Genomic DNA, 22,179 nt, shown 5'->3' with positions numbered 1-22,179 from the left:
CCCACCGGAGGAGCACCGCATGGCCGAGCCCGAGTTCGTGACGCTGCAGGTCGAGGACGGCGTGGGCACCATCCGCCTGGACCGCCCGAAGATGAACGCGATCGACGAGCAGCTGCACCGGGAGGTCCGGGCCGCGGCGCTGGAGGCCGGCAGCCGGGCCGACGTCCGGTCGGTGGTGCTCTACGGCGGCGAGCGGGTGTTCGCCGCCGGCGCCGACATCAAGGCGATGTCCCAGCTGACCGGGTCGTCGATGGTCGCCTGGGGCCGTGAGCTGACCAGCTCCTTCCGCGAGGTCGCCCGCATCCCGAAGCCGGTCGTCGCCGCGATCACCGGCTACGCCCTGGGCGGTGGCTACGAGCTCGCCCTGTGCGCGGACTTCCGGGTGCTGGGGGAGTCGGCCAAGATCGGCCAGCCCGAGATCCTGCTGGGCGTCATCCCCGGCGCCGGCGGCACGCAGCGGCTGGCCCGGCTGGTCGGCCCGGCGAAGGCCAAGGACCTGGTGTTCACCGGCCGGCACGTGGGTGCCGAGGAGGCGCTGGACCTGGGGCTGGCCGACGCCGTCGTCCCCGACGACCAGGTCTACGCCGCCGCGGTCGCCATGGCCCGCAAGTTCGCCGCCGGCCCGCCGCTGGCGCTGGCCGCGGCCAAGCGGGCCATCGACGAGGGCCTGGACGGCACGCTGGACCACGGGCTGGCCCTGGAGTCCGAGCTGTTCGCCGGGCTGTTCGACACCGAGGACCAGAAGAACGGCATGGCCTCGTTCCTCGCCGACGGTCCCGGCAAGGCCACGTTCACCGGCCGATGAGCGACCGGCCCGCCCACCTGGACCGCTGCGACGACGTCGGGCGGGCCTGGCTGGAGCGGTCGGTCGCGCTGGTGGAGGCCGACGCCCGGCGCAGCGCCGACACCCACCTGCTGGTCTACCCCCTGCCGCCGGAGTGGGGTGTGCAGCTCTACCTCAAGGACGAGTCGACCCACCCGACCGGCAGCCTCAAGCACCGGCTGGCCCGCTCGCTGTTCCTGCACGCGCTGTGCTCGGGCTGGATCCGCGAGGGCGGCACCGTGGTCGAGGCCTCCAGCGGCTCGACGGCGGTCAGCGAGGCCTACTTCGCCCGGATGCTGGGGCTGCCCTTCGTCGCGGTCATGCCGGCCTCGACCAGCCCGGAGAAGATCGCGCTGATCGAGTTCCACGGCGGCCGCTGCCACCTGGTCGCCGACCCCGGCACCGTCTACGACGAGGCCCGCCGGATCGCCGCCGAGACCGGCGGGCACTACCTGGACCAGTTCACCCACGCCGAGCGGGCCACCGACTGGCGCGGCAACAACAACATCGCCGAGTCGGTGTTCGAGCAGCTGTCCGCCGAGCAGAACCCGGTGCCGGAGTGGGTCGTGGTCGGCGCGGGGACCGGCGGCACCAGCGCGACCATCGGCCGCTACCTGCGCTACCGGCGGCTGCCCACCCGGCTGGCCGTCGTGGACCCCGAGGGGTCGGCGTTCTTCCCCGGCTGGCGGGACGGCGACCCCGCCGCGGTGGGCCGCCCGTCCCGCATCGAGGGCATCGGCCGACCCCGGGTCGAGCCCTCGTTCGTGCCGACGATCGTCGACCGGATGTTCTGCGTGCCCGACGCCGCCTCGCTGGCCGCGATGCGCCACCTGGAGAAGGTGACCGGCCGGCGGGCCGGCGGGTCCACCGGCACGAACCTGTGGGGGGCCTTCCAGCTGGTCGCCGAGCTGGTCGCCGCGGGGTGCTCCGGCAGCGTGGTCACGCTGCTCTGCGACGGCGGCGAGCGGTACGCCCGGACCTACTACTCCGACGACTGGGTCGCGGCCCAGGGCATGGACCTGGCACCGCACACCGAGGTGCTGGAGCACTTCGCCGCGACCGGCCGCTGGGCCGTGAGCGGGGTCACCGGCACCTGAGCTGCCCCCGCCACGTTACCGGCGGGTAACGTCCATCATCGGAGCCAGAGCGGGCACCCGTGTGCCCGCGCCACCCCGAACGCCCCCGCGGAGGTGCGATGAACATCGTCGTTCTTGTGAAGCAGGTCCCCGACTCCGGCAGCGAGCGCTCGCTGGACAGCTCGGACAACACCGTCGCCCGCGCGAGCGCGGACAACGTGATCAACGAGATGGACGAGTACGCCATCGAGGAAGCGCTCACGGTCAAGGAGTCCCAGGGCGGCGAGGTCACCGTGCTGACCGTCGGCCCGGCCGGTGCGACCGACGCGATCCGCAAGGCGCTGTCGATGGGTGCCGACAAGGCGGTGCACGTCACCGACGACGCCATCCACGGCTCGTGCGCCATCCAGACCTCGGCGGTCATCGCCGCGGCGCTGTCCCAGCTGGAGTACGACCTGGTGATCTGCGGTGCGGAGTCCACCGACGGCCAGGTCTCGGTCATGCCCGCGCTGCTGAGCGAGCGGCTGGGCATCCCGCACCTGTCCGGTGCCCGCAAGCTCACCGTGGACGGCTCGACGCTGAAGGTCGAGCGGCAGACCGACGGCGGGTTCTGGGCCCTGGAGGCGCAGACCCCGGCGATCGTGAGCACCTGGGACACCATCAACGAGCCCCGCTACCCCTCGTTCAAGGGGATCATGGCGGCGAAGAAGAAGCCCGTGTCGACGGTCTCGCTGGCCGACATCGGCGTGGACGCCTCCGCCGTGGGCCTCGCGTCCGCGACCAGCCAGGTGCTGGACTTCGCCGGCCGCCCGCCCAAGGGCGAGGGCGTGAAGGTGACCGACGAGGGCGACGGCGCCGACAAGCTCGTGGGCTACCTGGCCGCCCAGAAGATCGTCTGACCCGGTAGCTCGAGGAAGAGAGACAGTCATGGCTGAAGTTCTGGTTCTGGTCGAGGTCGCCCCCGACGGCTCCGGTGTCCGCAAGACCACGCTCGAGGCGCTCACCGCCGCCCGCGCGCTCGGTGAGCCCTCGGCCGTCGTGCTGGGTGCCCCGGGCACCGCGGCGTCGGTGAAGGGCGCCCTCGCCGAGTACGGCGCCGCCAAGGTGTACGTCGGGGAGTCCGAGGACATCGACGCCTACCTGGTGGCCCCCAAGGCCGAGGTGCTCGCGCAGCTCGTCGCCGAGAAGTCCCCGGCCGCCGTGGTCATCCCCTCCACCCCGGAGGGCAAGGAGATCGCCGGCCGCCTGGCGATCAAGACGGGGTCGGGGTTCCTGACCGACGTCACCGACATCGCCGCCGACGGCACCGCCACCCAGGTGGCCTTCGCCGGCGGCACGATCGTGCACTCCAAGGTCACCACCGGCACCCCGATCTACACCCTGCGCGGCAACTCGGTCACCCCCGAGCCCGCCCCGGGCGCGGCTGCCGAGGAGCAGGTCGCGGTGTCGATCTCGGATGCGGCCAAGCAGACCCGGGTGACCGACCGGGTGGTGGAGCAGAAGTCCGACCGGCCCGAGCTCACCGAGGCCGCGATCATCGTCTCCGGTGGCCGCGGCGTGGCCTCGGCGGAGAACTTCTCCGTCATCGAGGGCCTCGCCGACTCCCTCGGGGCGGCCGTGGGTGCCTCGCGCGCCGCGGTGGACTCCGGCTTCTACCCGCACTCCTTCCAGGTCGGGCAGACCGGCAAGACGGTGTCCCCGCAGCTGTACATCGCCGTGGGCATCTCCGGGGCGATCCAGCACCGGGCCGGCATGCAGACCTCGAAGACCATCGTCGCGGTCAACAAGGACCCCGAGGCGCCGATCTTCGAGCTCGCCGACTTCGGCGTCGTGGGCGACCTGAACACCGTCGTCCCCGCGGCGACGCAGCAGATCACCGCCCGCAAGTAGCACCGCACCGCCCCGACGAGCGCCGGTCCCCACGGGGGTCGGCGCTCGTCGCGCGTGCGGGTACGGGGCGGGCACGTGAGGATGGGTCGTGCTCCTCGCCGACGTCGTGACCACCTCCGCCGCCGTCGGCGCCACCCGCGCCCGGACGGCGAAGAGCGCGGCGGTCGCCGAGCTGCTGCGCACGGCAGGCCCCGACGAGGTCGGACCGGTCACCGCCTGGCTGTCCGGCAGTACCCGGCAGGGCAAGCTCGGTGCCGGCTGGCGAACCCTGTCCGGCGTCGATGCCTCACCGGCCGCCGAGCCCTCGCTGGCGGTGGCGGAGGTCGAGGCGGCCCTCGACGAGCTCGCCGGGGTCGGCGGCACCGGGTCCACCGCCCGCCGGGCGCAGCTGCTCGGCGACCTGTTCGGCCGGGCCACCGCCGACGAGCAGTCCTTCCTGCTCCGGCTGCTGGGCGGCGAGCTGCGGCACGGGGCCCTGGAGGGCGTCGTCCTGGATGCCGTCGCCGCGGCCGCCGACGCACCGGCCGCTGTCGTCCGGCGGGCCTTCTTCCTGTCCGGCGAGCTGCCGGCCGTGGCCGAGCTGGCGATGACCGCGGGCGTGCCGGCCCTGGAGGCCGTCCGGCTGCAGGTCGGTCGCCCGCTGCGCCCGATGCTGGCCTCCCCGGCCGACGACCTGGCCGCCGCCCTCGGCGACGGCGACGTGGTGGTCGAGCAGAAGATGGACGGCGCCCGGATCCAGGTGCACCGGGACGGCGACGACGTGCGGGTGTGGACCCGCACGCTCAAGGAGATCACCGCCCGGGTGCCCGAGCTGGTCGAGGTGGTGCGCGGGTTGTCGGCGACCACCCTGTTGCTGGACGGCGAGACGCTCGCGCTGACCGACGACGGCCGGCCGCGGCCGTTCCAGGAGACCGCCGCCCGCTTCGGGGCCGACGCCGGCGAGCTGCTGCTGCAGCCCTTCTTCTTCGACTGCCTGCACGTCGACGGCACCGACCTGGTCGACGAACCGCTGTCGGTGCGGCACGAGGCGCTGGCCCGGGTCGCACCGGGCCACCGCATGCCCGGGGTGGTCCGGCCCAGCGCCGAGCAGGCCGCCGAGTTCTCCGCCGCGGCGCTCGCGGCCGGGCACGAGGGCGTCGTGGTCAAGGCGCTGAGCAGCACGTACGCGGCCGGACGGCGGGGGAGCGCCTGGCGCAAGGTCAAGCCGGTGCACACCCTGGACCTGGTGGTCATCGGCGCCGAGTGGGGCTACGGCCGGCGCACCGGGTCGCTGTCCAACATCCACCTGGGCGCCCGGGACCCCGACGGCGGGGAGCCGGTCATGGTCGGCAAGACCTTCAAGGGCATGACCGACGAGCTGCTCGCCTGGCAGACCGCGACCTTCCCCGACCTCGTGCGCGAGGAGCGGGGCGGCACCGTGCTGCTGCGGCCCGAGCTGGTGGTGGAGATCGAGCTCGACGGCGTGCAGCGCAGTCCCCGCTACCCGGGCGGGGTGGCCCTGCGGTTCGCCCGGGTGCTGCGCTACCGCCCGGACAAGGAGCCGGGGGACGCCGACACCCTGGACGCGGTCCGTGCCCTGCTGGCGGGGAGCTCGGTGCCGGGAAGCTCCGAGCCCGTGCCCGGGTTGCCCCCGGGGTGAGCGACATCGGCGTCTTCGACCGCGCGCACCGGTCGACCACCGTCGGGTTGCTGGTGCTGGTCTCCTTCGTGGCGTTCGAGGCGATGGCCGTGGCGACCGCGATGCCCACCGCCGTGGCCGAGCTCGACGGGCTGGCCTGGTACGGGTGGCCGTTCACCGCGTTCCTGGTCGCCCAGGTGGTCGGCATGGTGCTCGGCGGCGAGGTCGGCGACCGCCGCGGCGCCCGGGTGGCCCTGCTGTGGGGCGTAGGCATCTTCGCCGCCGGGTTGGTGGCGTCGGGGTCGGCGGTCGACATGGGGCTCTTCGTCGCCGGCCGCGCCGTCCAGGGGTTGGGCGGCGGGCTGATCGCCGTATCGCTCTACGTCGTCGCCGGGGCCGCCTACGCCCCCCAGCTGCGTGCGGCGTTGTTCGGCGCGCTGTCGGCGGCCTGGGTGGTCCCCGCGCTGGTCGGGCCGCTGGTGTCCGGCCTGGTCACGTCGCTGGCGTCCTGGCGGCTGGTGTTCCTCGGCATCCTCCCGCTGGTCGCCGCCGGGCTGGTGCTGGTGCTGCCGGCGCTGCGCGGGCTGGCCGTCCCCGAGGGCGGGGCGCCCGCCGTGGCCTCCCGGCGGTGGTGGGCGGTGCTGGCCGGGGCCGGGGTGGGCGCGCTGCAGTACGCCGGCCAGCGGATGGACCTCCCCGCCGTCCCGGTCGCCGTCCTGGGGCTGGTCGCCCTGGTGCTCGGGCTGCGCCGGCTGCTGCCGACCGGCACCGGCCGTGCCGCCCGTGGGCTGCCGTCGGTGGTGGCCTCCCGCGGGCTGCTGGCCGGGGCGTTCTTCGGCGTCGAGGCGCTGATCCCGTTCTCGCTGACGACGCTGCACGACTACCCGGCGACCACCGCCGGCATCCCGCTGACCGCCGGTGCACTCGGGTGGTCGCTGGCCTCGGCGCTGCAGGGCCGCCGTCCGGACATGTCCCGGGTACGGCTGCTGCAGACCGGGTTCGTGCTGGTCACGACCGGGGTGGCCGGGACGGCGCTGATCGCCGTGGCCGATCTGCACGGCTGGGCCACCTACGTGACCTGGGCCGTGGCCGGCCTGGGCATGGGCCTGGGCATGAGCAGTCTGGGCGTGCTGCTGCTCGAGCAGTCGCCGGAGCACCGCCGGGGCGCGGACTCCGCCGCGCTGCAGATCGCCGACGTCACCGGCAGCGCGCTGTGCATCGGCGGCGTGGGGGTGGTGCTGGCGGCCGCGTCGGCCGGTGCGGTGCCGCTGACCGCGGCCGTGCTGGCCGGGGTGGCCGGGTGCACGGCGGTGGCCGCGGTCGGCTGCGTGGTCGCCGGTCGCTCCCGCCCGGTGGACGACCGGGCGGCCGTGCCGTCGGCCGCGACTACCCTGGCGACGTCATGACCTACCTCGACCACGCGGCCACCACGCCGATGACGACCGAGGCCGTCGCGGCGATGACCGAGCAGCTGGCCCGGGTGGGCAACGCCTCGTCGCTGCACGCCAGCGGCCGGGAGGCCCGGCGCACCGCCGAGCAGTCCCGCGAGCGGCTGGCCGAGGCCCTGGGCGCCCGCCCGTCCGAGGTGCTGTTCACCGGCGGCGGCACCGAGAGCGACAACCTGGCGGTCAAGGGCCTGTTCTGGGCCCGCCGCGACGCCGACCCGCGCCGGACCCGCGTGGTGGTCAGCCCCGCGGAGCACCACGCCGTGCTGGACAGCGTCGAGTGGCTGGTGGAGCACGACGGGGCCGAGGTCACCTGGCTCGACGTCTCGACCACCGGCGAGGTCACCGCCGACGCGCTGGCCGCTGCCCTCCGCGACGGCACGGACGTCGCCGTGGCCAGCGTGATGTGGGCCAACAACGAGATCGGCGCGGTCAGCGACCTCACCACCCTGGCCGCGGTCGCCCACGCCGTCGGCGTCCCGCTGCACACCGACGCCGTGCAGGCCGTCGGCCAGGTGCCGGTGGACTTCACCGCCAGCGGGGTGGACGCGCTGACCATGACCGGGCACAAGCTCGGCGGGCCGATGGGGGCCGGGCTGCTCGTGCTGCGCCGGGACGCCGAGTGCACGCCGCTGCTGCACGGCGGCGGCCAGGAGCGCGACGTCCGGTCGGGCACGCTGGACGTCGCCGCGATCGTCGGCCTCGCCGTCGCCACGACGACCGCGGTCGCCGACCGGCTCGAGCGGACCGCCCGGGTGGCCGCGCTGCGCGACCGGCTGGTCGCCGGGGTGGTGCAGCGGGTGCCCGACGTCCAGCTGAACGGACCCGCGCTGGACGCCGTCGTCGCCGGCGGTCCCGGGCGGCTGCCGGGCAACGCGCACCTGTCCTTCCCCGGCGCCGAGGGCGATGCCCTGCTCATGCTGCTGGACGCCAACGGCATCGAGTGCTCCACCGGCTCGGCCTGCTCGGCCGGGGTCGCCCGGCCCAGCCACGTGCTGCTGGCCACCGGCGCCGACCCGGACCGGGCCCGCAGCTCACTGCGCTTCAGCCTGGGCCACACCTCCACCGACGCCGACGTGGACGCCGTCCTGGCCGTCATCGGTCCGGTCGTCGAGCGCGCGCGCCGGGCGGGGCTGGGCCGGCGGCCGGCATGAGGGTCGTCGCCGCGATGAGCGGGGGCGTGGACTCCGCCGTCGCCGCCGCGCTCGCCGTGGAGGCCGGGCACGAGGTGACCGGCGTGCACCTGGCGCTGTCGCAGCACCGGCAGCAGATGCGCAGCGGGTCGCGCGGGTGCTGCAGCGTCGAGGACGCCGACGACGCCCGCCGGGTCGCCGGCGAGCTCGGCATCCCGTTCTACGTGTGGGACATGGCCGACCGGTTCGCCGAGGACGTCGTCGACGACTTCGTCGCCGAGTACGCCGCCGGCCGCACGCCGAACCCCTGCCTGCGTTGCAACGAGAAGATCAAGTTCACCGCCGTGCTGGACCGTGCGCTGGCGCTGGGCTTCGACGCCGTCGTCACCGGCCACCACGCGCGGCTGGCCGACGGCGAGCTGCGCCGGTCGGTCGACGCGGCCAAGGACCAGAGCTACGTGCTGGGCGTGCTCACCGAGCGGCAGCTGGCCGGCACGGTGCTGCCGCTGGGGTCGATGACCAAGGAGCGGGTCCGCGAGATCGCCGCGCAGCGGGGCTACGCGGTGGCCACCAAGCCCGACAGCCACGACATCTGCTTCATCCCCGACGGCGACACCCGGGGCTTCCTGGACCGCCGGCTCGGTGCCGCGCCCGGTCCGGTCGTCGACGCCGCGACGGGGGCGACGGTGGGGGAGCACCAGGGCACCCACGGGTTCACCATCGGGCAGCGGAAGGGCCTGGGCATCGCCGTCGGCGACCAGCGCCCGCGCTACGTGCTGGGCATCGAGCCGGTCACCCGCACGGTCACCGTCGGCACCGCCGAGCAGACCGGGGTGGACGAGGTCGTCACCGGCCGGCCCTCCTGGACCGGTCCGGCGCCGGTGCTGCCCCTGGAGGCCGTGGTGCAGCTGCGCGCCCACGGCACGCCCGTGCCCTGCACGGTCTCCGCGGGGGAGGACGGGCTGGTGATGGCGCTGCACGCGACCGAGCGCGGGGTGGCCCCGGGGCAGTCGGCGGTGCTCTACGAGCCGGACGCCGAGCGCGGCGACCGGGTGCTGGGCCAGGCCGCCGTGCACCGCACGAGGGTGCGCCAGCCCGCCTGAGGCTGCTCATCCCGGCCTGAGCGCGCGCCCGCCCCGGTACTGAGCCCCCACGCCGGCGGGTGGATTTCCGGACGGTGAACGCTGGGGGTCGGTTCACAGCCGGCCCTTGGTTTCGTCAGAGCTGCGGGCTACGTTTCGCGGGGCGAGATGGTTCGCCGCGCTACTTAGTCATGCTCTGTGACCGATCCGTCACCCACGGTTCGGGCCCGTCCCAGGAGGACCCTTGCGCCGAACGCGCCTCACCCTCGCCGCGACCATGGTGGCCTCGGCCGCCGTCGTCGGGTTCCCGACCGTCGCCTCTGCGGCCCCGGCGGCCCCGGCCGCCGACATCCCCGTGCAGCTCATGGGGATCAACGATTTCCACGGCCGGATCTCGGAGACGACCGGCACGGACAGTCAGCTGCTGACCGACCCCGGTCCGGACGGCGCCTACGGGACCGCCGACGACGTGACCACCGTGGTGGGCGGTTCGGCCAGCGTTGCGACCACGGTGCAGGCCACCCGAGCGGCGTTCCTGGCCCAGGGCGGCACCGAGGCGGCATCGTTGTTCGTGGGCGCCGGTGACCTGATCAGCGCGTCGCCGTTCGACTCCAGCGTCTTCGGCGACGAGCCGACCGTCGAGGTCCTCAACGCCATGGGCCTGGACGTCTCCTCCGTGGGCAACCACGAGTTCGACCGCGGGACCGAGGAGCTGCGACGCATCTCCGCCGCCACCGACGATGAGTACTCCGACGACGTCGAGGCCTGCCCGGCCACCCTGGGCGGTCAGCCCTTCGCAGCGGGGGTCGACGGGTGCTTCCCGGACAGCACGGGGGAGGACTTCCACGGCACCGACTACCCCTACCTCGCTGCCAACGTCATCGACACCGCCACCGGTGAGCCGATGCTGCCTCCCTACGAGGTCTTCGACGTGGGTGGCGGCAAGCAGATGGCCCTTATCGGCGTGGTCACCAAGACCACCCCGACGATCGTCTCCCCGGCGGGCATCGCCGACGTCGAGTTCATCGACGAGGCCGAGGCCGTCAACCGCTGGGTGCCGGTGTTGCAGGCCCAGGGGATCGAGGCCATCGGAGTACTCATCCACGAAGGTGGTGAGAACGAGGGCGGCGACTCCCTGGACGTGAACGGCTGCGACCAGCTCACCGGCCCGATCGTCGACATCAACGCCGATGTCAGCCCCGCCGTCGACCTCATCGTCAGCGGGCACAGCCACCAGGCCTACAACTGCATGGTTCCCGACCCCGCCGGCAACCCCCGGCTGCTCACCCAGGCCGGCTTCTACGGCCGGCTGATCTCCGACATCCGCCTGGTGATCGACGGCACCACGGGCGACGTCGACCGACTGTGCGGGGTCTACCAGGCCACCAACGTGCCGGTGAACCGCGACGCCCCTGACCCGGACGTCGCCGAGATCGTCGGGTACTGGCAGGACGCGTCGGCAGATGCCGGCGATGAGATCGTCGGCAGCGCGACCGCAGACATCCTCAGGGCCCAGGGGGTCGACGCCAACGGCAACCCGGCCGCCGTCCGCGACGGAGAGTCCGCCCTGGGCAACCTGGTGGCGGAGGCGCAGCTGGCCGCGATGGACGACCCGGCCTACGGAGACCCTGTCATCGCTTTCATGAACCCCGGCGGCCTGCGCACCGACATCCTCGCGGGCGACGTCACCTACGGAGAGCTCTTCGCCGTCCAGCCCTTCGGCAACACCGTCAACGCCATCACCCTGACCGGGGCCGACATCCGCGGCGTCCTGGAGCAGCAGTTCCAGAACCCCGGCGGTCCGCGGGCCAGCAACCTGCGGTTGGGTACCTCGGAGGGTTTCGCCTACTCCTTCGACGTGACGAAGCCCTACGGGCAGCGCGTCGACCCGGCCACCATCACTCTGAACGGCACCGCCATCGACCCGGCTGCCGAGTACCGCGTCGTGGCGAACTCCTTCCTGGTGGGCGGCGGGGATAGCTTCAGCTCCTTCACCAACGGCACCGATCCGGCCACCGGTCCGGTCGACGTCGACACAGCCGTCGAGTACTTCGAGGCCGAGTCGCCCGTGTCGCCGCCGGCGGCGAACCATGGGACTGCCACCACCTTCGCCACGGCGCCCGCACCGGCGGCCGGGCTGGGCGGCACCACGACGGAGCCGACCCCGGTGGGAACGGTCGACGCCACCAGCGGCGCCCTGGGGGTGGCCGGTGCCGGGTTCACCTGCCCGGCTGCCCCGGGCGCCGGCGGCGGCACGACCACCCCGGGCACCCCCGGCACCCAGCCGGTCGCCAACCCCGGCAACGGCATCGCGGCGGGCAACCTGGCCAACACCGGCGCCGCCACCGGCCAGCTGACCGCGCTCGGCGCGGGCCTGCTGCTGGCCGGCGTCGCCGCCACCGCTGCGGGCTACCGTCGCGGGCGTGGCGTCACCGAGTAGTCCCGAGCACGACAGCACCAGCAGCACCGACGACCGGAGGCCGGCTCCCGCCACAGCGTGGGGGCCGGCCTCTGGCGTCGGGTCACTGCCCGGCACCGACCCGGCCGAGGCCGTCCGGCTCGTGGTGGGGGAGCTGCCCGACCTCGCCCACCTGCCCGAACTGCCCGCCCGTGGCCCCGGCGCGGACATGCTCGGACGGAGCGCGGCCCTGCTCGTCGACGTCTACGTCGACCTGACCCCGGCGGGCTGGCGCCTGGTGCCGAGGCCGGGCCGGGACCTGCAGCGGGCCGTCGAGTTCCTCGCCCGCGACCTGGACGCCCTGCACGACGTCGCCGCCGACTGGACCGGGCCGTTCAAGGTGCAGGCCACCGGGCCGTGGACGCTGGCCGCAGGCCTGGAGCGCACCCGGGGCGACCGGGCCGTCACCGACGCGGGCGCCCGCCGGGACATCGCGCAGTCCCTGGCCGAGGGGCTCCGCGCCCACGTGGCCGAGGTCGCCGCCCGGCTGCCCGGCGCCGAGGTCGTCGTGCAGCTCGACGAGCCGTCCCTGCCGGCGGTGCTCATGGGCGGGCTGCCCACCCAGAGCGGCTTCGGCAAGCTGGCCGCCGTCGAGGCCCAGGTCGTGCAGGAGGAGCTCGCCGGGTTCCTCGCCGCGCTCGGCTCCCGCACGGTCGTGCACTGCTGCGCACCGCGCGCGCCGTTGGGTCTGCTGCGGGCGTCCGGCGCCGACGCGGTCTCCTTCGACCACGGCCTGGTGCAGGACCTCGACGTCGTCGGCACCGCCGTCGACGCCGGCACCCACCTGTTCCTGGGCGTCGTCCCCGGCACCGGCACGGGCCTGCCGGCACCCAAGGCTACGGCCACCCGCCTGCAGGCCTGGTGGAACGAGCTGGGCTTCCCGGCCGAGGACCTGCACCGCTCGGTCACCCTCACCCCGGCGTGCGGCCTGGCCGGCGCCACACCGGCCTACGCGCGGGGAGCTCTGGCGCACGTCCGCGAGGCGGCGAAGTACCTGCTCCCGGACTGAGGATGTCGGGGGTGCCGACTAGCGTCCTGGACGTGAGCAGTGAGGACGACGTCGCCACCCCCGAGGTCGGTGCAGCCCAGGAGCGCGCCGACGTCACCGAGGTCTCCGAGGGCGCCCGCCACCGGCACACCGAGCTGTCCGAGGAGCTCGACCGGCTGGCCTTCGCGTACTACGTCAAGGACGCCCCGCAGGTCAGCGACGGCCAGTACGACGAGCTGATGGGCGAGCTCAAGGCCCTAGAGGCCGACCACCCGGCCCTGGTCACCCCGGAGTCGCCCAGCCAGAAGGTCAACGGCGGCTTCGGCGCGACGTTCTCCCCGGCCACCCACCTCGAGCGCATGCAGAGCCTGGACAACGCCTTCGACTCCGACGAGCTGTCGGCGTGGGCAGCGCGCGCCGACCGGGACGGCGCGGCCGGTGCCGGCTACCTCTGCGAGCTCAAGATCGACGGCCTGGCCATCGACCTGGTCTACGAGCGCGGCCGGCTGGTGCGCGCGGCCACCCGCGGCGACGGCGTCACCGGCGAGGACGTCACCGCCAACGTGGCCACCATGGCCGACGTGCCGCAGCAGCTCACCGGCGACGTCCCCGAGCTCGTCGAGGTGCGCGGCGAGGTCTACTTCCCGGTGGCAGCCTTCGCCGAGGTCAACGCCGCGCAGGTCGAGGCCGGCAAGGCGCCGTTCGCCAACCCGCGCAACGCCGCGGCGGGGTCGCTGCGGCAGAAGGACCCCCGCGTCACCGCCACCCGTCCGCTGCGCCTGCTGGTGCACGGCATCGGCGCCCGCACCGGCTTCGAGGTGGAGCGCCAGTCCGAGGCCTACGAGCGGCTCAAGTCCTTCGGACTGCCCACCAGCGAGCGATACGAGGTCGTGCCCGACCTCGAGGCGGTCTGGGCCTACATCGAGCGCTACCGCGAGCAGCGGCACGCCGTCGAGCACGAGATCGACGGCGTGGTCGTCAAGATCGACCAGGTCGCGCTGCAGCGTCGGCTCGGGTCCACCAGCCGGGCGCCCCGGTGGGCGATCGCGTTCAAGTACCCGCCGGAGGAGGCCACCACGAAGCTCCTGGACATCCGGGTCAACGTGGGGCGGACCGGCCGGGTCACGCCCTTCGGCTACATGGAACCGGTCAAGGTCGCCGGCTCCACCGTGCAGCTGGCCACCCTGCACAACGCCAGCGAGGTCGAGCGCAAGGGCGTCTGGATCGGCGACACCGTGGTCATCCGCAAGGCCGGGGACGTCATCCCGGAGATCCTCGGCCCGGTCGTCGACGTCCGGCCCGCTGACGCGCACCCGTTCGTCATGCCCACCCACTGCCCCGAGTGCGGCACCGAGCTGCGGCACGAGAAGGAGGGCGACGCCGACATCCGCTGCCCCAACTCCCGCTCGTGCCCGGCCCAGCTGCGGGAGCGGGTGTTCCACGTCGCCGGGCGCGGCGCCTTCGACATCGAGGTGCTCGGCTACGAGGCCGCCACCTCGCTGCTGGAGAGCGGGCTGCTGGCCGACGAGGGAGACGTCTTCGCCCTCACCGCCGAGCAGCTGCAGACCGCGCCGTTCTTCACCAAGAAGGACGGCACGCTCTCGGCCAACGGTCAGCGGCTGCTGACCAACCTGCAGACCCGCAAGGACGTCCCGCTCTGGCGGGTGCTGGTCGGTCTGTCGATCCGGCACGTCGGGCCCACCGCCGCGCAGGCGCTGGCCCGGGAGTTCCGCTCGATGGACCGGCTGATGGCCGCCTCCGAGGAGGAGCTGGCCGCCGCCGACGGCGTCGGCCCGACCATCGCCACCGCCGTCCGCGACTGGTTCGCCGTCGACTGGCACCTCGGCGTGGTCGAGAAGTGGCGCCGCGACGGCGTCCGGATGGAGGACGAGGCCTCCGACGACGGTCCCGGCCCGCTCACCGGCGTCACCGTGGTGGTCACCGGGTCGCTGCGCGACCACAGCCGGGACGAGGCGATCGCGGCCATCCAGGGCCAGGGCGGCAAGGTCACCGGCTCGGTGTCGAAGAAGACCGGCTTCGTCGTGGTCGGTGCCGACCCGGGCAGCAAGTACGACAAGGCCGTCCAGGTGAAGGCGCCGGTGCTCGACGACGACGGCTTCGCCGTGCTGCTCGAGCAGGGCCCGGACGCCGCCCGTGCGGTGGCCACCATCGGCGACGGCAGCGAGCCCGAGCCCGCACCCGAGCCGGACGGCGAGCAGGCCGCCCCGAAGAAGCGGGCCCCCCGGAAGAAGAAGACCCCCGTCGAGGAGACCGGGACGGCCGACGAGGTGCCCGAGGACCCGACCCCGTCCTGAGGTCCCGCCGGGGCGGGGCCCCGCTCAGGCGGGCGGCAGCTGGGCGACGGTGGCGGCGATGCCGGTCAGGTGGGCCAGCCGCAACAGCTCCGAGCGGCGGAAGGCCGGCCCGCCCGAGCGGCCGAGCAGCACCGCGGCACCGCCGTCGAAGGGTGCGGCCATCATCTCCACGGCCATGTCCTGCCACATGGCCGGCACCCAGTCGGCCTCGCTGGGCAGCAGCACCGGCGTCCGCAGCGGCAGCCAGGGCAGCACCAGGTCGGCCAGCCCGGGGGCGGCCTCGGAGGCCGCCAGCACGGTGACGTCGTCCGGGGTGCCGGTGAGCACGACCGCCCAGCCGCCGTGCAGCACCCGGGGCAGCTCGTCGGCGAGCAGGGTCGCCGTCCCGCCGCCGGCCCGGCCCAGGGACTCCAGCAGCTCCAGCTCGCGGTGGGTGTCCAGCTGCCCGGAGAACGGGCGCAGCGACTCCACCTGCACGCCGGGCACGGTCATCACCGCGGTGATCAGGCCGTCGGCGACCCGGTCCTCGGGCAGCTCGACCACGATGTCGTCGACGGCCACCCCACCGCCGCGCTCGAGCACGTCGACCGAGACGATGTCGATGCCGGCCAGGCCCAGCGCGGTGGCCACCGCGCCCAGGATGCCGGGGCGGTCGGGGACGACGAGACGGAGCAGGTAGGACACGGGCACCTCCGCAGGACCGCCGGGTGTCGATCTCCGTCGATCGCGGGCAGCGGTCAGCCTGCCCCATCGGCCCCCGCCAGGGCCAACCGGGCTCGCGGACCGGGGCCCGTGGGCCCGCCCACGTAGACTCCCAGGGTCGGGAGCCCGGTGCTCCCGACGTCCACCGACACCCAGCCGACCGACTTGGGGCCCGCCACCGCATGAGCACGGACAGCAGCAGCCTCTCCCGGGACGACGTCGCGCACCTCGCGCAGCTGTCCCGGCTCGCCGTCACCGACGAGGAGCTGGACCTCTTCGCCGACCAGCTCGGGGTCGTCCTCGGCGCCGTCGCCCGGGTGCAGGACGCCCCCACGGCCGACGTCGCGCCGACCACGCACGCGGTGCCGCTGACCAACGTGTACCGCCCCGACGTCGTCACCCCGAGCCTGTCCCGCGACCAGGCGCTCTCCGGCGCGCCCGCCGCCGAGGACGACCGCTTCCGGGTGCCGCGCATCCTGCAGGAAGAAGCATGAGCACCGACCTGACCCGCCTCGACGTCACCGCGCTCCGGGCCGCCCTGGCCGACGGCAGCACCAGCGCCGTCGAGATCACCCAGGCCCACCTGGACGCCATCGCGGCCACCGACGGCACGCTGAACTCCTACCTGCACGTCGACGGCGAGACCGCGCTGGCCACCGCCGGCGAGGTGGACCGCCGCCGCGCCGCCGGTGACGAGCTCGGCCCGCTGGCCGGCATCCCGGTGGCGCTCAAGGACGTCGTCGTCACCGAGGGCGTGCCCACCACCAGCGGCTCGAAGATCCTCGAGGGCTGGACGCCGCCCTACGACGCCACCGTCGCCGCCCGCCTCAAGGCCGCCGGCACCGTGCTGCTGGGCAAGACCAACATGGACGAGTTCGCGATGGGCTCCTCCACCGAGAACTCCGCCTACGGCCCGACCCGCAACCCGTGGGACCACGACCGGATCCCCGGCGGGTCCTCCGGCGGGTCCTCGGCTGCGGTCGCCGGCCACCTGGCGCCGTGGGCGATCGGCACCGACACCGGCGGCTCCATCCGCCAGCCCGCCGCCGTCACCGGCCTGGTCGGTCACAAGCCGACCTACGGCTCGGTGTCCCGCTACGGGTTGATCGCCTTCTCCTCGAGCCTGGACCAGGCCGGTCCGATGGCCCGCACCGTCGCCGACGCCGCCCTCATGCACGAGGTCATCGGCGGGCACGACCCGCGCGACTCCACCAGCATCGACGCCCCGGCCGCCCCGTTCGTCGAGGCAGCCCGGCAGGGGGCGACCGGCGACCTGTCCGGCGTCACCGTCGGCGTCGTCCGCGAGCTCGGCGGCGAGGGCCACACCGACGGCTACGAGGCCGGCGTGCTGGCCGCGTTCCAGGCGGGTGTGGACCAGCTGCGGGCCCTGGGCGCCGAGGTCCGCGAGATCTCCTGCCCCAGCTTCGACCTGGCGCTGGCCGCCTACTACCTGATCGCGCCGTCCGAGGCCTCGTCCAACCTGTCGCGGTTCGACGGCGTCCGGTACGGCCTGCGGGTCGGGGACGACGGCAGCCGCGACCTCGACGAGGTCATGGCGCTCACCCGGGCGAAGGGCTTCGGCCCCGAGGTCAAGCGCCGGATCATCCTGGGCACCTACGCCCTGTCCTCGGGCTACTACGAGGCCTACTACGGCCAGGCGCAGAAGGTCCGCACGCTGATCGGCCGGGACTTCGTCTCGGCGTTCGCCGCCGACGGCGGGGCCGTGGACGTGCTGGTCAGCCCGACGTCGCCGATCGTGGCCTTCCCGATCGGCCAGCGGGTCGACGACCCGCTGTCGATGTACGCCGCCGACCTGTGCACGCTGCCGGCGAGCCTGGCCGGCACCCCGGCCATCTCGGTCCCGTGCGGGCTCTCCGAGGGTCTGCCGGTCGGCCTGCAGGTCATGGCGCCGGCGCTGGCCGACGACCGCTGCTACCGGGTCGCCGCAGCGCTGGAGGCAGCGCAGGACGCCGCCCGCGGGGGCACGTTCCTGAGCCAGCTGGGGGCCTCGGCGTGAGCAACGCCCTCAAGGCCGCGTGGGGTCTGACCGCCTTCGTCGTCCTCGCCGGCGTCGTGCTGTGGGCGACCACCGGCCGCGCCGTGTTCGCCGTGTTCATCGTCCTCGGGGTGCTCACCGCCGTCGGTGCCGTGGTCACCGGCCGCGCCGAGACCCGAGAAGCAGCCAAGAAGCAGGGGGAGAAGTGAGCACCGACCGTCTGCTCGAGTTCGACGACGTCGTCGCCCGGTACGAGCCGGTCTTCGGCCTGGAGACCCACGTCGAGCTGGGCACCGCCTCGAAGATGTTCTGCGGGTGCGCCACGACCTTCGGCGCCGAGCCCAACACGCACACCTGCCCGGTCTGCCTGGCCCTGCCCGGCGCGCTGCCGGTGGCCAACGCCGCCGCCATCGAGGCCACCATCCGGATCGGCCTCGCGCTGGGCTGCCGGATCGCCACCTGGTGCCGGTTCGCGCGGAAGAACTACTTCTACCCCGACATCCCCAAGGGCTTCCAGACCAGCCAGTACGACGAGCCGCTGTGCACGGCCGGGCACTTGGACGTCGAGGTCGACGGCGAGACCTACCGCGTGGAGATCGAGCGGGTGCACCTGGAGGAGGACACCGGCAAGAACCTGCACGTCGGTGGCGCCACCGGCCGCATCCACGGCGCCGACCACTCGCTGGTCGACTTCAACCGGGCGGGCATCCCGCTGGTCGAGATCGTCACCCGGCCGGTCCCCGGCGTCGGCGCCAAGGCCCCCGAGGTCGCCCGCGCCTACGTCGCCGAGCTGCGCGAGATCCTGCTGGCCCTGGGCGTCTCCGAGGTCCGCATGGAGCAGGGCAACCTGCGCTGCGACGTGAACACCTCGCTGGCCCCGACCGGGTCGCTGGAGTGGGGCACCCGCACCGAGACCAAGAACGTCAACTCGCTGCGCTCGGTCGAGCGGTCGGTGCGCTACGAGATGCGCCGCCAGGCCGCCCTGCTGGACGACGGCGTGCGGATCCTGCAGGAGACCCGGCACTTCCACGAGGACACCGGGTCCACCTCGGCCGGCCGCAGCAAGGAGGAGGCCACCGACTACCGGTACTTCCCCGAGCCCGACCTGGTGCCGATGGCCCCCGACGCCGACTGGGTCGCCCAGCTGCAGGCCGACCTCCCCGAGCTGCCGGCCGCCCGCCGGGCACGCCTGCGCGAGGAATGGGGCATCTCCGACACCGAGATGGCCTGGCTGGTCAACGCCGGTGCGCTGGGCCTGGTGACCGACACCGTCGCCGCCGGCGCCGACCCGGCCGATGCCCGCAAGTGGTGGCTGGGCGAGCTGTCCCGCCGCGCCAAGGACGACGGCGTGGAGCTCGCCGACCTGGCGGTCACCCCCGCGCAGGTGGCCGAGCTGACCGCCTTGGTCGCGGCCGGCACGGTCAACGACCAGCTGGCCCGCCAGGTGCTCGACGGCGTGCTCGCCGGCGAGGGCTCGCCGCAGCAGGTCGTGGACTCCCGCGGCCTGGCCGTGATGGGGGAGTCCGACGAGCTCGGGGCCGCCGTCGACGCCGCGATCGCCGGTGCACCCGACGTGGTCGAGAAGGTGCGCGGCGGCAAGACCGCGGCGCTGGGTGCCCTGGTGGGCGCCGTCATGAAGGAGACCCGCGGCAAGGCCGATGCAGCCACCGTCCGGCGGATGCTGGAGGAGCGGGTGCTCGGCGGGTGATCTCGTTGCAGCCACTGCAGCGAGCGGACCTCGGTCTGCTCGCTGCGTGGCTGGCCGAGCCGCTGGTGGCTCGCTGGTGGGCCGTGGACCCGGGTGAGGTCGAGGCCCGCTACGGCCCGTCCATCGACGGCACGGATCCGACCGCCCTCTACCTCGGGCTGACCGACGGCGAGCCGTTCGGCTTCGTCCAGGTCTACCGGTTCGCCGACGAGCCGTCCTACGTCGCCGAGCTGGCGCCGGTGCACCCGGTGCCGGCCGGTGCGCTGAGCATCGACTACCTCGTCGGGACGGCGGGCCACCGCGGTCGTGGCCTGGGCGCCGGGCTCGTCCGCGCCGCGGTGCAGCGGGGCTTCGCCGACCACCCGGATGCCCAGGACGTCGTCGTCCCGGTGCACGCGGAGAACCGGGCATCCTGGCGCGCCCTGGAGGCGGCCGGCTTCACCCGTGTCGCCGAGGGCGAGCTGGAGCCGGACAACCCCGCCGACACCCGCGCCCACGTCGTCTACCGCCGGCACAGGCCACAGCCCTCCGGCTGACGAGGTGGCCCGGAGGGTCGCCGAGGGTGGCGGTGCAGTGCACGACCACGCCAGACCCCGACCGCCCGACGCACGCACCGCGATCGGCTGACGAGGTGGCCCGCAGGGTCGCCGAGGATGGCGAGGACGCGCTCCACACCAGCCGGGTACGGCACCTGACCGCGGTCGGAGCCCGCAGGGCGACAGTGATTACAGCGGGCTGGTCTGCTCCGAGGCGGGCGGCTGGATGCGCAGCACCTTGTCGTCGTCCTCGGCCGGGGTGCCGAGCCCGTCGGTGTTCGAGGTGGTGATCCACAGCGCGCCGTCGGGGGCGAGCACCACGGTCCGGAGCCGGCCGTACTCGTCGGGGAGGAACGGCTCGGGGTCGGCGACCGGGGCGCCGTCGGGCCCGAGGGTGGCCAGCACGACCTGCCGGCCGTCCAGCGCGCCGAGGAAGACGAAGCTGCCCGACACCGCGCACCCGGCCAGCCCGCCGGTCTCGGCGGGGACGGTGAGGACCGCCGGGTTCGCGCCCGGGATGGCGACCGGGGAGCCGTAGTCGCCGCCGGGGACGAGCGCGTCGAACTCGTCGGGCCCGGTGGCGGCGTCGTCGGTGGCGTAGACGGCACCCTCGGCGTCCAGGCACAGCCCCTGCACGTTGGACAGCCCCGAGCTGTACACCGGGCTGGCGCCCACCGGCTGTCCGAACACGTCGTAGGCGAGCACCTTGCCGGCCAGGGACGCCGGGTCCTGGGCCAGCGGGGCGTCGCCGGTGTCGCCGGTGCCCACGTACAGCGTGCCGTCGACGCCGAACACCAGGCCACCGCCGTTGCGGGTCTCGCCCCGCGGGATGCCGGTGACGACCGGGTTCGGGGCACCGCCCATCGGGAAGCGGACCACCCGGTTGTCCGTCGCCGTGGACAGGTAGGCGTAGAACAGCCCGTCCTCGGCGAAGGTGGGCGACAGCGCCAGGCCCAGCAGGCCGCCGTCGCCGGTGGCGTCCACCCCGGCCACGACCATCAGCTCGCGGGCGGGGGAGCGGTCGGGGAACACCTGCAGCAGGCGACCGGTCTCGCGCTCGGCGACGATCCCGGTGCCGTCGGGCAGCAGCACCAGACCGGTCGGGACGGCGAGGTCGGTGGCCAGCACGTTCGGGTCGCCGGCCTCCTCCTGCTCCGAGCCGGGGGTCGACGGGTCGCCGGGGGCCGGCGCGGGCGTGGTGTCCGACGGCGGGCCGACCTGCGGACCCGGCGCCTCCTGCACCTCGCGGAACGGACCGGCGGGGGTGTAGCCGCCGCCGCAGCCGGCCAGCAGCAGGCAGGCGCCCGCGGCCAGCAGCGCGCGAGCTCCCCGGGTCACCCCGCCCAGGGTACGCACCGGCGGTGTCCCGGATCGCCGTCCGCGGGCGGTCCCCCTAACGTCTGGTCCCGTGCCCGACAGCCTGATCATCGACCTGCCCGACGACGCGGAGCTGCACGTCCTGGTGCCCTCCCGCGGCCTGGCCGAGCACCTCGAGCAGCTCGACCCCCGGGTCCGGGCGCACCGGGTCGACCCCACCGAGGGCGCCCCGACCGGGGACGCCGCCCGCGCCCAGGTCTGGGTGCCGGCCGGCGGGTCCGGCATCCCCGACGGGTTCCTGGACGGCCTGCCCGACCTCCAGCTGGTGCAGCTGATGAGCGCCGGGGCCGAGAAGTTCGCCGGCCGGCTGCCCCAGCGCGTCGTGCTCTGCAACGCCCGCGGCGCGCACACCCCGGCGACGGCCGAGTGGGCCGTGGCCGCCGCGCTCGCCGCCCAGCGCGGCATCCCGCACTTCACCCGCGAGCAGGACGCCGGCCGGTGGTCGTTCGGAACCGAGCACTCCATGGTCGGGGCGAAGGTCCTGGTCGTCGGGGCCGGGGACATCGGGCAGCTGATCGGCCGCATGCTCGCCGGCTTCGACGTCGACCTCACCTACGTCGCCCGCACCGCCCGGGACGGCGTCCGCGCCACCGCCGACCTGCCCGAGCTGCTGCCCGCGGCCGACGTCGTCGTCCTCATCGTGCCGGTCACCGACGAGACCGTCGGCATGGTGGACGCCGATTTCCTGGCCGCGATGAAGGACGGCGCGCTGCTGGTCAACGCCGCCCGCGGGGTCGTGGTCGACACCGATGCGCTGCTGGCCGAGCTCACCTCCGGGCGCCTCCGGGCTGCCCTGGACGTCACCGAGCCCGAGCCGCTCCCCGAGGGCCACCCGCTGTGGTCGGCGCCCGGGCTGCTGCTCACCCCGCACGTCGCCGGTGCCGTGCCCGACACCAACGCCCGCGCCGCGGCCGCCGTCGCCGACCAGCTGCAGCGCGTCCTCGCCGGTCAGCCGCTGGTGAACGTCGTCGACGCCTACTGAGGCCCTGGCAGAGGAACCTCTGCACCCCCTCACCGGCCGTTCAGGGGGTG

At 74.5% G+C, this 22,179-nt stretch carries 19 protein-coding genes; 17 read left to right on the top strand and 2 right to left on the bottom strand.

Annotated elements, in window-relative coordinates; genetic code table 11:
- The first annotated feature begins 19 nt into the window (after positions 1-19).
- The 11 genes from UXQ13_RS06230 to ligA all read left to right on the top strand — a co-directional run bounded on the left by UXQ13_RS06230 (position 20) and on the right by ligA (position 14,828).
- Positions 20-805: an enoyl-CoA hydratase/isomerase family protein gene (locus UXQ13_RS06230; RefSeq protein WP_225234855.1), complete on the top strand. Its 786-nt coding sequence runs from the start codon at positions 20-22 to the stop codon at positions 803-805.
- Positions 802-1,920, top strand: a complete 1,119-nt coding sequence (cds1, locus tag UXQ13_RS06225; protein ID WP_336391954.1) for an L-cysteine desulfhydrase Cds1 — start codon at positions 802-804, stop codon at positions 1,918-1,920. Before UXQ13_RS06230 ends, cds1 begins: the two co-directional genes overlap by 4 nt.
- A 116-nt stretch (positions 1,921-2,036) precedes the next feature.
- Positions 2,037-2,798, top strand: a complete 762-nt coding sequence (locus UXQ13_RS06220) for an electron transfer flavoprotein subunit beta/FixA family protein (RefSeq protein ID WP_225234857.1) — start codon at positions 2,037-2,039, stop codon at positions 2,796-2,798.
- A gap of 28 nt (positions 2,799-2,826) precedes the next feature.
- Positions 2,827-3,789, top strand: coding sequence for an electron transfer flavoprotein subunit alpha/FixB family protein (locus tag UXQ13_RS06215; protein WP_225234858.1), 963 nt, complete (start codon positions 2,827-2,829; stop codon positions 3,787-3,789).
- A gap of 88 nt (positions 3,790-3,877) precedes the next feature.
- Entirely contained in the window at positions 3,878-5,428 is a 1,551-nt protein-coding gene (locus UXQ13_RS06210) for an ATP-dependent DNA ligase (RefSeq protein WP_336391953.1), read from the top strand.
- Entirely contained in the window at positions 5,425-6,813 is a 1,389-nt protein-coding gene (locus UXQ13_RS06205; protein WP_336391952.1) for an MFS transporter, read from the top strand. Before UXQ13_RS06210 ends, UXQ13_RS06205 begins: the two co-directional genes overlap by 4 nt.
- Positions 6,810-8,006, top strand: coding sequence for a cysteine desulfurase family protein (locus UXQ13_RS06200; protein ID WP_336391951.1), 1,197 nt, complete (start codon positions 6,810-6,812; stop codon positions 8,004-8,006). Before UXQ13_RS06205 ends, UXQ13_RS06200 begins: the two co-directional genes overlap by 4 nt.
- Complete coding sequence (mnmA, locus tag UXQ13_RS06195) at positions 8,003-9,088, top strand: tRNA 2-thiouridine(34) synthase MnmA (protein WP_336391950.1); 1,086 nt, start codon at positions 8,003-8,005, stop codon at positions 9,086-9,088. The genes UXQ13_RS06200 and mnmA overlap by 4 nt, the downstream gene beginning before the upstream one ends.
- Positions 9,089-9,311: 223 nt before the next feature.
- Complete coding sequence (locus UXQ13_RS06190) at positions 9,312-11,507, top strand: bifunctional metallophosphatase/5'-nucleotidase (RefSeq protein ID WP_336391949.1); 2,196 nt, start codon at positions 9,312-9,314, stop codon at positions 11,505-11,507.
- On the top strand, positions 11,491-12,534 hold the full coding sequence (locus UXQ13_RS06185) for a methionine synthase (RefSeq protein WP_336391948.1): 1,044 nt from the start codon (positions 11,491-11,493) through the stop codon (positions 12,532-12,534). Before UXQ13_RS06190 ends, UXQ13_RS06185 begins: the two co-directional genes overlap by 17 nt.
- Before the next feature lie 32 nt (positions 12,535-12,566).
- Positions 12,567-14,828: an NAD-dependent DNA ligase LigA gene (gene ligA, locus UXQ13_RS06180; RefSeq protein WP_336391947.1), complete on the top strand. Its 2,262-nt coding sequence runs from the start codon at positions 12,567-12,569 to the stop codon at positions 14,826-14,828.
- A 24-nt stretch (positions 14,829-14,852) separates the two neighbouring features.
- On the opposite strand, the gene UXQ13_RS06175 is transcribed toward ligA, so the two are convergent.
- A complete protein-coding gene (locus tag UXQ13_RS06175; RefSeq protein WP_225234866.1) occupies positions 14,853-15,512 on the bottom strand; it encodes an ACT domain-containing protein in 660 nt (219 codons plus the stop codon).
- 200 nt (positions 15,513-15,712) lie between these two features.
- On the opposite strand from UXQ13_RS06175, the gene gatC reads away from it, so the two are divergent.
- Genes gatC through UXQ13_RS06150 form a run of 5 tightly spaced genes read left to right on the top strand, consistent with a single transcriptional unit; the run spans position 15,713 to position 19,770 of the window.
- On the top strand, positions 15,713-16,024 hold the full coding sequence (gatC, locus tag UXQ13_RS06170; protein WP_336391946.1) for an Asp-tRNA(Asn)/Glu-tRNA(Gln) amidotransferase subunit GatC: 312 nt from the start codon (positions 15,713-15,715) through the stop codon (positions 16,022-16,024).
- On the top strand, positions 16,021-17,547 hold the full coding sequence (gene gatA, locus UXQ13_RS06165; RefSeq protein WP_336391945.1) for an Asp-tRNA(Asn)/Glu-tRNA(Gln) amidotransferase subunit GatA: 1,527 nt from the start codon (positions 16,021-16,023) through the stop codon (positions 17,545-17,547). Before gatC ends, gatA begins: the two co-directional genes overlap by 4 nt.
- Complete coding sequence (locus tag UXQ13_RS06160) at positions 17,544-17,735, top strand: hypothetical protein (RefSeq protein WP_336391944.1); 192 nt, start codon at positions 17,544-17,546, stop codon at positions 17,733-17,735. The genes gatA and UXQ13_RS06160 overlap by 4 nt, the downstream gene beginning before the upstream one ends.
- Positions 17,732-19,234 carry an Asp-tRNA(Asn)/Glu-tRNA(Gln) amidotransferase subunit GatB gene (gatB, locus tag UXQ13_RS06155; RefSeq protein ID WP_336391943.1) on the top strand — a complete coding sequence of 501 codons (1,503 nt, stop codon included), beginning with the start codon at positions 17,732-17,734 and terminating at the stop codon, positions 19,232-19,234. The genes UXQ13_RS06160 and gatB overlap by 4 nt, the downstream gene beginning before the upstream one ends.
- Positions 19,231-19,770 carry a GNAT family N-acetyltransferase gene (locus UXQ13_RS06150; protein ID WP_336391942.1) on the top strand — a complete coding sequence of 180 codons (540 nt, stop codon included), beginning with the start codon at positions 19,231-19,233 and terminating at the stop codon, positions 19,768-19,770. The genes gatB and UXQ13_RS06150 overlap by 4 nt, the downstream gene beginning before the upstream one ends.
- 189 nt (positions 19,771-19,959) lie before the next feature.
- Here UXQ13_RS06150 and UXQ13_RS06145 read toward each other — a convergent pair whose 3' ends face one another.
- Positions 19,960-21,108: a PQQ-dependent sugar dehydrogenase gene (locus UXQ13_RS06145; RefSeq protein ID WP_336391941.1), complete on the bottom strand. Its 1,149-nt coding sequence runs from the start codon at positions 21,106-21,108 to the stop codon at positions 19,960-19,962.
- A gap of 70 nt (positions 21,109-21,178) precedes the next feature.
- Between UXQ13_RS06145 and UXQ13_RS06140 the strand changes: the two genes are divergently transcribed.
- The gene (locus tag UXQ13_RS06140; RefSeq protein ID WP_225234873.1) at positions 21,179-22,129 is read left to right on the top strand and encodes a 2-hydroxyacid dehydrogenase; all 951 of its coding nucleotides are present in this window, start codon (positions 21,179-21,181) and stop codon (positions 22,127-22,129) included.
- The last annotated feature ends 50 nt before the right edge of the window (positions 22,130-22,179 follow it).

It is taken from the genome of Klenkia terrae (assembly GCF_037083865.1).
In the GTDB taxonomy this organism is placed as follows: Bacteria; Actinomycetota; Actinomycetes; order Mycobacteriales; family Geodermatophilaceae; genus Klenkia; species Klenkia terrae.
Note: the sequence above shows the minus strand (reverse complement) of the source record. Positions and strands in the feature narration are given on the sequence as shown.

What these genes read in the sequence shown, in the direction of transcription:
- gatA (WP_336391945.1), top strand. Translation starts at nt 16,021, where the DNA reads ATGAGCACCGACCTGACCCGCCTCGACGTCACCGCGCTCCGGGCCGCC.
- mnmA (WP_336391950.1), top strand. Translation starts at nt 8,003, where the DNA reads ATGAGGGTCGTCGCCGCGATGAGCGGGGGCGTGGACTCCGCCGTCGCC.
- UXQ13_RS06230 (WP_225234855.1), top strand. Translation starts at nt 20, where the DNA reads ATGGCCGAGCCCGAGTTCGTGACGCTGCAGGTCGAGGACGGCGTGGGC.
- UXQ13_RS06200 (WP_336391951.1), top strand. Translation starts at nt 6,810, where the DNA reads ATGACCTACCTCGACCACGCGGCCACCACGCCGATGACGACCGAGGCC.
- cds1 (WP_336391954.1), top strand. Translation starts at nt 802, where the DNA reads ATGAGCGACCGGCCCGCCCACCTGGACCGCTGCGACGACGTCGGGCGG.
- UXQ13_RS06215 (WP_225234858.1), top strand. Translation starts at nt 2,827, where the DNA reads ATGGCTGAAGTTCTGGTTCTGGTCGAGGTCGCCCCCGACGGCTCCGGT.
- gatC (WP_336391946.1), top strand. Translation starts at nt 15,713, where the DNA reads ATGAGCACGGACAGCAGCAGCCTCTCCCGGGACGACGTCGCGCACCTC.